2 protein-coding genes are annotated in these 14883 nt (G+C 37.9%); both read right to left on the reverse strand.

Features of this window, described 5'->3' with window-relative positions; translation table 11 throughout:
- Window positions 1-29: 29 nt before the first annotated feature.
- The gene (locus tag AVL50_RS17400; RefSeq protein WP_062617770.1) at window positions 30-13646 is read right to left on the reverse strand and encodes a gliding motility-associated C-terminal domain-containing protein; all 13617 of its coding nucleotides are present in this window, start codon (window positions 13644-13646) and stop codon (window positions 30-32) included.
- 21 nt (window positions 13647-13667) lie between these two features.
- A complete protein-coding gene (locus tag AVL50_RS17405; protein ID WP_062617771.1) occupies window positions 13668-14726 on the reverse strand; it encodes a PorP/SprF family type IX secretion system membrane protein in 1059 nt (352 codons plus the stop codon).
- Between the last annotated feature and the right edge of the window lie 157 nt (window positions 14727-14883).

Below are 14883 nucleotides of genomic sequence, written 5' to 3' on the forward strand. Positions count from 1 at the left end.
AAATTAATTCATGGGTTGATGATGATGGATTAATAAATTACTGAAATACCGCTATCTTTTCTATAGACTTCTCCTGGATACAATTCACTTTCATAGGTTAGTGTATAGATATAATCACCAATCGATACCTTACGACCTCTATACGTACCATCCCAACCTTTTTTAGGGTTTCTAAGTTCATATTCATCCGCATATTCTCTGTAGAAAATAATTTCTCCCCAACGGTTATAAATCGTCAAAGTGATATTGAATAAATCGGAAGCTTCAATGTAGAAAGTGTCGTTCAATCCATCACCGTTTGGCGTAAAGCCTGTTGGTGCTGAAATTCTTGGAGGGCATAATTCTACAACATTGATTTCGTATTCTTCAAAACATGCAGTTTCTCTAGAAGTATCCATGATCTTTACAGCATAAACACCTTCTTCACCTCTTGTCACTGTTGGCGTTGTTTCTTCCGTATCTTCCCATACCACCACAACATTTGGATCATTAGTGGCTACTAATTCAATTCTTGCATCGTCTTCAAAACAGAACGTGGTATCTGATGGAAGAAGCGTACCTGGAATTGGATCTCTATTGACTGTAATACTATGCGTATAGGTACATGGATCAGCATTCGGATCACTTTGTACAAGTAAAGTATAAGTGAATGTTCCTGCTTCAGTAACGATGATTGAAGAGGTAGTTTCACCCGTGCTCCACTCAATACCTTTTACTACGGCAGGGTCATCAATGATGGTTGAAAGTGTCACTTCTGCAAAATCACAAGCTTCTATAATTGAGCTTCCTGATCCGTTTGGAAGAACAACCACTTCAATTGAGTCTGTTTTGAAACAGCCTAATTGATTGAAACTCTTCACTCCGTATTTCTGAGATTCAGTTGGAGTAACATTGATTGTGGAAGTCGTTTCACCTGTAGACCACTCCCATGATTCACCTCCAGAGATGCTAAGTGTGGCAGTTTCACCTTCACATATATAGACTAATGGATCAAATGTCGTTTCGGGTAGTCCTATAACATCGATTTCCTTGATCATTACATCTTGACAACCTGAACTGTTCGTGATCACTAAGGCAATTTGATAGTTACCCGTTTGAGGATAGCTGTAATTGATCGATGAATTACTTCCTTGAGAGATCGTATTGTTTCCACCGTAATCCATATACCATTCCCAAGTGATTTCCCCGTCAGGATTTCCTGCAGTTGAACCATTGTTATTGGCTTCAAATTCTTGATCCAAACAGATCAGATCAGGAATGTTGAAGTTGGCGACAGGACTTGGGTAAATAGTGATTGATTCAGAATAAATATTACTTGTACACCCAAGTGCTGATGTGATTCTCAATGCAATAGTATACGTGCCTTCTCCTTCATAAACTTTGTTCATTGTAGGAAGGGTAGATGAAGAATCAGCTGAGAAAGTACCATTGTAATTGAAATCCCATTCGTAAGTATTTTCTCCGTTTGGAATACCTGAAGTTGAAGCATCCAAAGTCAATACTTGCTGAGCACATCCCACCGTATTTTGAATAGTAAAATTCGAAGTTGGTGTTCTTTGGAAATGTACTTTTGCGGTATCGATACCCGGACAAACATCTGGAACTAATTTATTGACTGTCGTTAAAACAACGTCTGCGTAAATATCATAAACATCGTTATCAAAAACAGGAGAGTGTACATTAATGCTGTATTGATTCACACCGTCATTGGACAGCTGACCACCTACCACATTTAAGATTTCCCAACTGTAATCAATATTGCTTTGCTCATCATAAGACGACTGAATTGAGATTGTTTCAGCTTCACAAACGGCCAATGTATCTGTAGGAAGACCAACCAAAGGTGATCTGTGAATAGTAAAACTGAAAGTCTTCGTACTTCCTGCATTGCTACACGTTGCATTGACTTTATTGGTTACCGTCAGCGTTACATCAAAGTTGATCTGCTGTGTATTGACATTATTATAATCCGTATCCTCAAGCGTGATCGATAAGTTTTGACCAGTAAAGCTCTGTACTAAACCTTGGATTCTAGTAGATCCATCAGCTGAAGTTCCAACCAATGAAGCAACGTCCAAATTCCATTCATAGTTGTAATCTTCTGAGAAGTCTTCATCTCCAAAAGGCATAAGCACTACCGGAACAGCCGAACAACCTTCCGCTTCCGCGTCAGGAATAGTGATTTCAGGAATACGAGTAAATTGTACTACCACCTCCTGAGTACTTTCACAACTGCTGTAAAGTGAATTACTAGTGATAAGGTTGAAAGTCACCGTGATCAAGCCAGATGAAGCGTCAAAATCATCTTTCGTCATCTGTACATTGGTCAGCGTATTTGAAGTTGAATTGTTGTAGGCATTGATTTTATTGATACCCGATGCACTAGCCCCATCAATAGAAGCAACTTCCCATCGGATATTAAATACGCCTGCATCAGAAGAAATTCCTTCAATAGTATTGATTTCATCTTGACAGAATACCAACGTATCACTATTGGTAAATACAGGTGCTCTATAAAGGTTGATATTGACGGTTTGACTTCTTTCGTCACAAGAACCCGTTTGATTGATAGTCAATGTACCTGTAATGGCATAGCTATTATTATCAAATGTGATATTTTGTAAAGTAAGACCGGCGTTATTATTTCCTGTTGGAACTAATGTAAATGAACCGCCAGTGACAGATGAAGTCCATGTATGATCGATAGACGCTAGTTCTTCATCGTTGGAAGTATAAAGTTCCAGATCTTCTAAACCATCCACACAATTTTCATAATCTGTGATGCTCGAAAGGTCAACACTTCTTCTAATTGTAATTGTAAAGGTCTGGACGATATTATTACAACTTCCGGTCGTATTTAATGTCACTGAACCTGTAATGACATCACTTCCTTCATCAAAATTAATGGCTGAAACATCCAAACCGCTTCCTTGATTTCCTTTTGTTGATAAATCGAAAGAACCTCCTGTAGTTCCATCCAAAAGAATCCAAGTGTAAGTCCATGATGGAAGGTTTTCACTGTTCCCTGCCCATAATTCTAAGGTGCTACCGTCTTCATCAAAAGCACACAACTCATTCAAATCAATAGACGCTACATCTACTGATCTATTAATTGTCAGAGGAATTGTGTCAGGAGTCGCATCACAAGAGTTGTTGACTGTGAGTACAATGTCAGCTGTGATATTGGTTTGATCTGCATTAAAAATAACTTGATCTAATACCAACTGAGAATTGTTGTTGCCACTTTGTGTAAAGGATGGGATTTGTCCGCCATTGATATTGATGATTTGATAGTTGAAAACCATATTATCAATATCAAATTCATTCTCCTCAATCGCTTCAACATTGGTCGCATTATTTGTCAAACATAAATCTACTCCCGTCAATGTCGTTTGATCAGCTACTCTTTGAATTGTTACTGCGATGATCTTCTCATCCAATGAACAACCAGACTCATTAAATACCCTTACATTGGCTTGAATCTCATCCGATGTGTCATCAAACTGAATAGCATTCAAAATAAGTCCAGAATCATCAGCACCACTTGTCTCTAAGGTAAAGCTACCGCCATTTAATGACCCCGTGACGATTTCATAATCAAAAGTGATATTGTTGATTTGTTCCGTTTGAGGGTCGATTACTGTAATGCCTGTGCTATTGTCCACCAAACATTCATCAATTGTATCTGGGAATAATGAGAAATCGACTTGTCTATTGATTGTCACATCAAAAGAAGTGTTGCTTCCTTGACAAGCATTGCTTAGCGTGACATTAACAGTGAAAGTAATTACATCAGATCCCTCGTCGAAAGTGACTGTTTGAAGATTTACCCCTGAGTTATTATTCCCATATGCTTCCAATGTGGCTGTACCACCCGTCAAGGTTGAAGCATCAATCGTCCAAGAATAATCGATCGTACCCCAAGTTTCTGTAGAGGCTGTAATCAATGTTTCGTCCGTTGTATTTTGAATTAAACAACGTACTTGATTGCTGATCACCGACAAGTCTGGAATTCTATTGATGGTAATCGGAATTACTCTTGAAGCAGTATTACAACTTCCTGTGACATCCAATGTAATTTCAGCATTGATCACTAAAGAATTGGCATCAAATGTAATGTCATTCGCCAGCAATCTAGAATTATTATTACCATCAGATGAAACTGTAAAGCTACCTCCATTGGTGATCGTAAGGTTTGTCCAATTGTAAGTATAACCGGCAATAGTCTCTGTTGATTCTGGATTTAAAATTTGTGCAGTGCTTCCCTGAATCACACAAAGTTCATTGAGAGTGATACTTTGAAGGTCTACATTTCTTCTAATCGTAATCGGTAGCGTTTGAGTGGCATCATTACAGCTACCTGTTAAAGTCAAGTTGATTGAAGCCGTGATTTCGTTGCTTCCTTCATCAAAGTTGATTGCTGTAGCATCAAGACCACTATTTTGATTTCCTTTTGGAGCGATGGTAAATGAACCACCTGTCATGGTACTTGATAGCAAAGTCCAAGTATATGACCATGAAGGAAGATTTTCAGAGCTTTCTGCGTATAATTCCATCGTGCTTCCATCTTCATCAGTAGCACAAAGTTCATTGAGTGTGATCGACGATAAATCTACTGTTCTTTCGATGCTCAATGGAATAGTATCAGGAGTCACATCACATGAGTTGTTGACTGTGAGTACGATGTCAGCAGTGATGTTCGTTTGATCTGCATTAAAAATCACTTGATCTAATACTAACTGAGAATTGTTGTTGCCATTTTGAGTAAATGAAGGAATCTGTCCACCGACTACATTAATGATCTGATAGCTGTAGACCATGTTGTCAATCGCAAACTCATTTTCAGCAATAGCTTCAGTATTTGTAGCATTATTTTCTACACACAAATTCACGCCTGTTAATGTCGTTTGGTCTGCCATTCTTCGGATCGTCACCGCAATGGTTTTATCATCCAATGAACAACCTGCTTCATTAAATACCCTTATATTGGCTTGAATCTGATCAGAAGTATTGTCAAACTGAATGTCATTCAAGATCAATCCTGAGTTGTCAGCACCGCTCGTTTCTAAAGTAAAGCTACCGCCATTTAATGATGCAGTGACGATTTCATAATCAAAAGTGATGTTGTTGATTTGTTCCGTTTGAGGATCGATTACCGTAATGCCCGTACTATTGTCTACCAAACATTCCTCTATGGTATCTGGGAATAAAGAGAAGTCAACTTGTCTGTTGATCGTCACATCAAATGAAGTGGTACTTCCTTGACAAGCATTGCTTAATGAAACATCGACAGTAAAGGTGATTTCATCAGAATTGGTATCAAAAGTGACTGTTTGAAGTCTTACACCTGAATTATTATTTCCATAGGCTTGTAAAGTAGCCGAACCGCCTGTTAAAGTCGAAGCATCAATTGTCCAAGTATAATCGATAGTTCCTAATGTTTCTGTAGAGGCAGTAACCAAAATCTCGTCAGTGGTATTTTGTACTAAACAAAGGAATTGATTACTGATGCTTGAAAGATCAGGAATTCTATTGATTGTAATCGGAATCGTTCTTGAAGCAGTATTACAACTACCTGTGACATCCAATGTGATTTCTGCATTGATGACTAAAGAGTTGGCATCAAATGTAATATCATTAGCCAATAATCTTGAATTATTATTTCCATCAGAAGATACTGTAAAACTTCCTCCACTTATGATATTAAGGCTAGTCCAATTGTAAGCATAACCGTCAAGTGTTTCAGTAGATTCGGCATTCAAGATCTGCAATGTACTTCCTTGTACCACACAAAGTTCATTGAGCGTGATCGCATCCAAATCAATTTCTCTGTTGATGGTAAATGGAAGTGTGATCGATTGATCATTACATGATGTCGATGTAATAATTAAAGTAACATTACCTGTGATGGTTTTTTGGTTGGCATCGAAATTAATATTCTCAGCCATTAATGCTTCGTTACTCTGAGTAGTAGTTGCACCTAATGTCAATGAACCTCCACTAACTGAACCTTCAATTAATGCCCATTCAAAAGTCCAATCAGTAAGTGTTTCTGAAAGTCCGTTGAATAAAGTTGCTGTACCATTATTTGAAGGTGCACAATCTGTATTTAAAGTGATTGAGGCGGTATTAGGAATACGATGTAAAGTAAATGGAATGTCTTTGTCACCAATACCACAAGAGTTGGAAACATTGACTGTAACGATTCCTGAAACTGTAGCACTATTGGCATCAAATGTAATCGATGTCAGTTCTAAACCTGATCCATCTGTATTGACTCCTGCAAAGTCTGCAGAACCCCCTGTAAATGTCGTATTATCATAAGACCACGAATAAACATATCCGTCTATTTCCTCAAAAGCTTGATCGATCAACAATACACCTGTAGCACTTTCTTCCACACAAGTTTCAATGGAAACCACATCATTGATAGAAGGAAGTCGGTTGATAGTAACCGGAATATCTTTAGAATCAATCGCACAACCGTTGGTATTTTGAACTCTGATTACTGCATTGATTGTCGCTGAACTTGGAGTCGTTGAATCATCAAATTGAATGGCATCTAATTGTAACCCTGAAGCGTCAGTTCCTTGAGGGTCTAAGCTGAACGTACCTCCGCTGATAGAAACGATACTCCATGTGTAATTAAAGTTATCAATCGTTTCTGTGGCTACGGCGATTACTTCTACATCAGTGGCTTCATCCAATTGACATTCTGTGATAGAGGCAGGGAAAATACTCATGTCCACTGCACGGTCAATCTGAACGGTGAAGGACTGATTCAAGGTTTGACAAAGTCCTGTCACTTCTAAATCTACCGTAAAGGAAATGGAAGAGGAAGAAGGGTCAATGCTATCATCAAAGTGAATATCATCCAGCACTAAACCAGAATTGTTGTTGGTTGTACTTGGTACTAAAGTGACTGTTCCACCTGATAGCGTTCCAGTAGCAATACTCCAGTTGTAAGTAACACCACTTCCAAAATCTTCTGTATTTTCAATAACAATCGTTTCTCCATCGGTGTCTTGCAAGGCACAAATCACTACATCAGTCAAAGTTGTAAGATCAGGAATACGTTGGATTCTGATTTGTTTTGTCACTGTGCTGTTATCACAAGAACCGCTGACACTTAAAGTAATATCGGCTGTGATTTCAATTGAATTATTATCAAACACAACGTTATTGACCGTCAATAAGGAGTTATTATTACCTGAAATATCCAAATCAAAAGTACCTCCATTTACGGTTGCAGTCACTACATTCCAATCGTAGCTAAATCCTGCAATATTTTCTAAAACCTCATCATGTAAAATATGTCCTGAGGAATTCTCCGTTACACAAAGATCATTTAATGTAACATCTGCCAATTCTACTTTTCTAGTAACATTGACAGGAATATCTTGAGTGATCACACCACAATTAGGAGTCGTAACTGTAAGTGTAACCGAACCTGTGATGATCGATTTTCCATCGTCAAACTGAATATTTCTGATTGAAAGTCCAGTGTTATTGGCTGAAGGAACTAATTCGAAATCACCATCAGTAAAGGTTCCATTTTTGGCCCAAGCGTAAGTGATCGTTGGGAAGTTATCACTAATAGGAGCAAAAATCTGAGTGGTGTTTGTATCATTATCCGTTGTACAAAGTTCAATAGAAGTATAGCTTCCAAGGTCGAAGGTTCTATTGATGGTGAAATCAATGGTTTCTGTTTTATCTGTACAGTTTGGTGTCATCTGTACTAAAGTCAATTCACCAGTGATTTGTTCAGAGTCAGCATCGAAGTTGACTTGATCAAATAATACTCCCGAATTAAGATTACCGTATTGTGTAATGCCCGAAATAGTACCACCCGACACATTTGAAATCGTCCATGTAGAAGTCACACCAGCAAATAGGTTGAGATCTTCAGCATAACCCATTACGTTTGTTTCACCCTCTTCAGCACAAACCACTTGATCTACTAGGTTAAGATCATCGGCTTCCAAGTCAATAACTACAGGAATCAATTTCTCCGTAATACCACAAGTTGTCGATAGTCCTGTGACCGTCAAACGGATTACAGCATTAATGACAGTACTACTTGCATCAAAGTTGATATTGTAAAAATTAAGGTCAGATTGATCTGCTTTGGTATGATCAGTAGATGTTGGTAAATCGAATGTACCTCCTGAAGGAGCAGTTTGGAAACTCCAATTATAAGTATATCCATTAAGTGCGGTGTCATTTCCAGTATCAATCAACTGATTCATATTTACGGCATAAGAACAAAGGGAAATACTGTAGCCAGTCAGTTTTAATACATCAGGAAGTAGATGAATAGAGAAAGGTACCGTTTGTGAAATAGTACCACATGATGCATCTACATTATTCACTTCCAACAATAAATCTCCACTAATCAATACTTCACCGGCATCAAAAGTGATATCATCAAACTCTAACTGACTGTTATTATTTCCGCTAGGATCTAAAACAATAGTACCGTTGCTGATATTATCAATACTCCAATTGAAATCATAACCGTTGATTGCTTGAGCAATTTCATTTAAAACCAACTGATCTGTATCGCCTTGATAGGCACAAAACTCAATTGGTCCGGTATGACCCGTCAGATCAGGAACTCTATGAATTTCTACCGTAGTGTAAATCGGGGTAGGGCTACAAGAAGCATCTACATTATTGACAGTCGTTTTTAAAGTACCTTGAATGATATTTGAGCTTCCTGAGAAAGTAATATTGTCAAATTCTAAACCAGAATTATTATTACCATAACCACTTAATGTTACCGTTCCTCCTGAGATAGATTCCCATTCCCATACATAGGCAAAAGTACCTACCGCAACAGTATTTGGATTGAAAACGTTCACATCAGTGTCTCCATCCAATTGACAAAGATTGACAGCCGTTGTACTGAGGTTATCTGGTAAACGGTTGATCGTGACAGTGAAGGAGTGAGAATTTGTACCACAATTCGCATCAATTCCTGCTACTGTTAAAGTAACTGTACCTGTAATCTGTGTTGCTGAAGGATCGAAAGCAACGTTGGTAAGGTCTAAACCTGAATTATTCGTTCCTGTTGTTGAAGTTGTAATTGTACCACCCGTAACGCTGTGTGTCCAAGTATACGTATAACCTGCAATCACATCGGTTTCTGGAGAAGCTAATGTCTCTGTCACTGCACCATTTTGCAAACAGAAAGATTGGTCCGTTAATCTGAAAGCATCTGGAATACGGTGAACTGTGACTGTAATATCTTTTGTTGCTCCTGCACAACTGTTGTCCATTCCAATAACAGTACCTCTAATCGTTGCTGTAAGTGTAGATGAACCCGTATTGAAATTAATATCATTGAGGTATAAATCAGATCCATCTGATCCAACACCAACTGCAGTAGAGGAAACCGTAGCGGTACCCCCTGTAAAATTACTGATACTCCATTGGTAAGAGTAATTGTCTACAATCTCTGTATTTAAGCCTTGTAACTGAATATTAGTGTCGCCATTCAATGCACAAAGCAATTGATCACCAATCTGTAAACCGTCAGGAAGACGATGAATGGTGTAATTAAAATCTTTGGTAGTAGCACAACCTCCTGCTGGATTATTAACAGTTAGAGTGATTGTTCCAGTGATTTCTGATTCTCCATTACCAAAGTCAACATTGATAAAACGTAAGGCTTCACCGTCCGTTCCATAAGGATCTAAAGTAATAGTACTTCCGTTACTTGGAGCTACTTTTTCTGTCCAAGTAAAGGTCATATTTGGATAATCTTCCGTTGATGTACCCACGACATCTACGCTAGTAGTTCCTTTTAGAATACAAGTTTCAAAGTCTGTAAGGTTGGCAAATACATCAGGGATTCTATACACATTAACCGGAATGCTCACTGTGTTTCCACAACTTGCGTCCAAACCAACCACCTCCAAATCCAATGTGGCTGTGATAACTTCTGAATTGGCATTAAATGTAATAGAAGTAAAATCTACTCCGCTATCATTATTTCCGTTTGTGGTCATACCCATTGAACCACCCGAATTTACGGTAAGTGTCCAATCAAAAGTATAGCCTGCAAAGAAATCGGTATTGGCAGTGACTGCAGTAATCGAAGCTAAACCATTTTCAGCACACAAATCAATTGCAGTCAGAGCAAGTTGATCTGGTTTTCTATAAATCACAAATGGAATGCTATTCGTTACCGTACCACATTGCGGTAAAGTCACTTCTACATCAATAGTACCACTGATCGTTGTATTATTTCCATTAAAATCGATAGAAGTAAACACCAAACCAGAATTATCACTACCATTTTGAGAAGTAGTAATCACACCGTCAGTTGTATTGACTGTATAGCTATAAGTAGCTCCTGCAATAACATCAGTTCCCGCATTTGCAGTAATGGCTTGAACATTAGTTTCTAAGTCAAAAGCACAAAGTGCAATATTGCTTTGGTTGATGATATCAGGAATTCTATTGATCGTAACAGGAATGGTATGTGTCACTAATCCACAAGAAGCCGTTTGTACTTCTACATCAACGTCAGCAGTGACGGTTTCTTGATTATCATTGAATGTCACATTTGTCAACTTAAAACCAGTATCTTGATTACCGAAAGCTGTTCCTGTTAGCGTACCATTTGTAATGTTATTAAGAGACCATGTATAAGTATATCCTGTTAGTACATCCAAGATTTCAGGTGATACTTCTTGATCAATTGCTCCTTCTACTAAACAATAGGTTTGAGCACCAATAGTTGTCACTTGAGGAGTTCTGTCTAAGGTCACTGTAAAGTCCACTGAAGAGGCATTACAACTTCCGTCTACATTGGTAACAGATGCTCTAATTGTAGCTGTGATCTGAGATTGATTGGTATTGAAAGCAATATTACTTACTGATAAACCTGAGTTGTCAGTCGCGTGAATTCCACTAAAATCTGCTGTGCCATTGCTGATACTTAATAGTTGCCATGTGTAATTAAAATCTGAAACGATTTCCGTATTGGCAGGGATAAGCACTACATTATTTTGACCATTGGTTACACAAGCTTGAGGAGCCGTAAATTGTAAACCATCCGGAATTCTATAAATCGTATAGTTTAAAGTCTGAGTAGTTGCCGTACAACCTGCCCCAGCTCCTGTTACTGTTACTTCGATGCTACCATTGATCACTGATGACCCATTATCAAAATCAACATCGTCTAAACGTAATCCACTAAAGTCGTTTCCAGTTTTCGTTAGAGTAGTAGTACCACCTGTTTCTATTTTATTGATCCAATCGTATTCGATAGTTGGAAAATCCTCAGTGTAAGGTGTAACTACAAAAATACTTGGAGTCGCAAGGTCCAATTGACAAGTGGTGAAATCCGTAAGGTTCGCTAAAACATCAGGGTTTCTATCAATTGTCACCGGAATCGACATTGTATTGCCACAATCTGATGCAAGTCCATTAATGACTAAATCGAGAGTCGTAGTGATTTGCTGTGTATTTGGATCAAAAACAACATCTTCAAAACGAATACCGCTATTATTATTTCCGTAAACGACTGCTTGTGTAATGCTTCCTCCATTGATTGCACCTACCGTCCAATTGAAATCATATCCACTAAAATTATCAGTATGTGCAGTGATGATTTCTAATAAAGATTCATTTTGAGTCGCACATATTTCAACTGAAGTAATATCCAATACACTCGGTCTTCTATAAATCGTAAATGGAATATCAGTTGTTGTCGCACCACAAATCGATCCTGTGACTTGTAGGTGGACAAAACCTGTAAGTGATGTATTGGAACCGTTGAAAGTGACATTATTAAAATCAAGCCCTGATTGATCTAAGTTGGTGGTTGGAGATAAAGTAAGTGAACCTAATGAAGGATCATCTAAAGTATAGCTCCAATTATACGTTTGCCCATTGACCACATCTTGAGGATCATTGGCAGGGATCACATTATAACTTCCATTCTGATCCGCACAAAGAACAATTGAAGTCAAACCTTGTGCTGAAGGTAATCTATTGATTGTGATATTAATTTCTACAAATGAGTCTCCACATGTAGGGTCCAAGCCCGTAATATCCAATCGAGCAACACCGGTAATTGTCTCTTCTTTATTATTAAAAGCAACATTGTCAATCGTGAATCCTGTTCCATTGGCACTCGGAATAATATCATAATCACCGTTGGCAGGAGTTCCTACTTTACTCCATGTGTAAGTATATCCATTAATAGGAGACGCATCTTCTGCTACTCCCGCATTTCCAGAACTACCATCCAATGCACAAAAAGTAATGTCTGATTGTGATAATTGAGGAGGAGTTCTGTTGATGACTACATTATAGGATTGAGTATTACATGTCGTATTTAAACCACTAACTGTAAGATCTAAAGTAAGGTTGATGACTGATTCATCACCATTGAAAACGATATTATCTAAACGTAAACCTGAGTTGTCATTTCCAAAAGCCACAAGGTCCACATTGGCACCTGCCGTAATCGAATTGATGGACCATTGGTAATCATAACCGTAAGAGGCTGTATTTTCATTCGCTATAGTAAAGTTTCCACCATTTTGAAGTGAACAAAAAGGAGAAGTAACGGTTTTTAAAGCACTATTGATAAAAGTAACGACTATTTGATCTGTGGCTCCACCACAACCTCCTAATGCCCCACTGGCTGAAATATCAAACGTAGCAGACATTTGTAAAACATCAGGATCAAATTGTACATCAGTGACCACTAATCCACTGTTGTTCGTGCCAGAAGTATTGAAAGTAAATGAACCTCCAGTCAAATTTACCGTTCCTGAACTAGCTCCTCCAATATCCCAAGCGTAGGTAAATGGATCAGTCGTTTCTGCAATGACTTGTCCTAAGTTCTGACCATTGGTAGCACAGACTTCAGTTAAAGCACCAACGGCAATTTCTGGAGTTCTATAGAAAGTTAACTCAATAGATGAGGAATTTGAATCTGTACCACCGCAAGATGCTTCAGCATCAATAGTAATAATGGCAGTATTATCAGTAGGATTAAAGTCAGCATTTAAAACGGTGATAGGGATAATTAAATCCCCATTTGTAGTAGCAGTGGCCAATTGTGCTTTGATGGCATCAATTGCTGCAGTCGTTAATCCAGAAGTATTAGTTTCATCCAAAGTCCAAATTGCACTAACAACACCTCCCTCAGGAAGATCAGGCATTGTAGCATCAATAGTTTGAGTTGATGGAGCACATTGGTCTCCATCAACAACGCTTAGACCAAATGCTTCTGGAACATAATATCCAATATTAATTTCTTTATAGTTGTAACAAGCATTAGGAGTTCCTGAAGTAAAAGAACACCCTTGTTCCCATACTTCGATGACTAGTTTACCGTAGGAGACACCATTGTTTACACTCTTATCAAATTGAACTCTTACTCCATCTTTATCGGTACTTCCATTAAATACAAGTTGACCGACAATATCTTTGAGAGACCAATTGAATTCATAATTTACACTGGGATCTAACCCTTCTAGCTCATAATGAATCGTACCATTGTTTGCTTTTCCACAGATCAGTCTATCTTCTAAACTAATCGGTGGTTGAGCATATACATTACCAAAAGAAAGTAGGGTGGTAATGCATATGATTAAAATCTTTAGTAAAAATGCTTTCATAATTTCCTTTAATTCAAAAAATTAGTTTACCCAAGGAGTAGAACATGGTAGTAGTTCAGCTTTACGCTTTTTCTTTTTACGATAGTCTTTATATAAATCTAAATCATAGCCTAATGATATTTCATGCGACATTGCACCCACTTGGGGAAGGCGGGTTAACGTCCAATCCATACTATAGCCGAATTTTAAACCCTTGATTTTAGTACCTATCATGATAATTACAGCATCATGATTGACTGCTTGTGCATCATTACTTTTGATAACAGGCAGGCCTCTGTACCAAAACCCAACTAATAATGGTTCTAAGTTGGCATAAGCACCAAGGCTCAGTTGTGAATAACCGCCTTGTTGCATAAATAAAGCCACTGGGGAAATAGATTTACCATTATAGCCTTTTACAGTTCTTCTTCTGTTGACATATTCTAACGGAATAACGTACCCACCCATCAATGAAAATTTCATCGGGTAATTTTGCTTTCCATTCATAAAAGTTACGTTAGGTGAGTTGATGTGATGGAAGGACATGCCTCCCCAAAAACCTCTGCCGAATACTAAAATACCAGCCGAAATATCAGGCACAAAAGCATTTTCATTTAGAAGTCTTTCAGCCGTTGGACCGCTAATTCCACCTCCAGGACCAATTTGATCACTGAATATAATATCATTAAAGGCCAATGACGATTGCATAACGCCCAATTGAAGCCCAAAGTTGACTTTCAAATTTTTATTGATACTCAGCAAATAACTACCAATGGCATCAACACTTGTATTGGTAAAACTTCGATTACCATTGATACTCGATCTATCTTGACGGATAGTACCACCTAAAGCAATGTTTTTGCTTGGTATAAATTGGTCATAGCCGACCATATATGTTTCAAAATTGGCAGGTAAGCCTACCCATTGATTTCTATAATTAAATGTCGCTCTGCCATCATACGTATTCCCAGCCATAGCCGGATTTAGATATAAGGGTGCAGCATAAAATTGAGAAAATTGAGGGTCTTGAGCTTTTACTACCATGGAAAGGGTTATCATTAACATAATTAATGAAGCCCTTAACTGCATGGGGTATTGCATTATTTTACTTTAAAATTTATCGTCAGTACAAAAAGTGTCCTTTTTCTTATACGATAAATTCATGCCAAGAAATCATCAAAAAAAATCCTAACATAAAAAAGTTCTGACAGATGTAAGTTTTATACTGGAAATGTAATAGTTATATATTTTATTTAAA

The sequence above is a fragment of the Flammeovirga sp. SJP92 genome (assembly GCF_001583495.1).
Taxonomy (GTDB): Bacteria; Bacteroidota; Bacteroidia; order Cytophagales; family Flammeovirgaceae; genus Flammeovirga.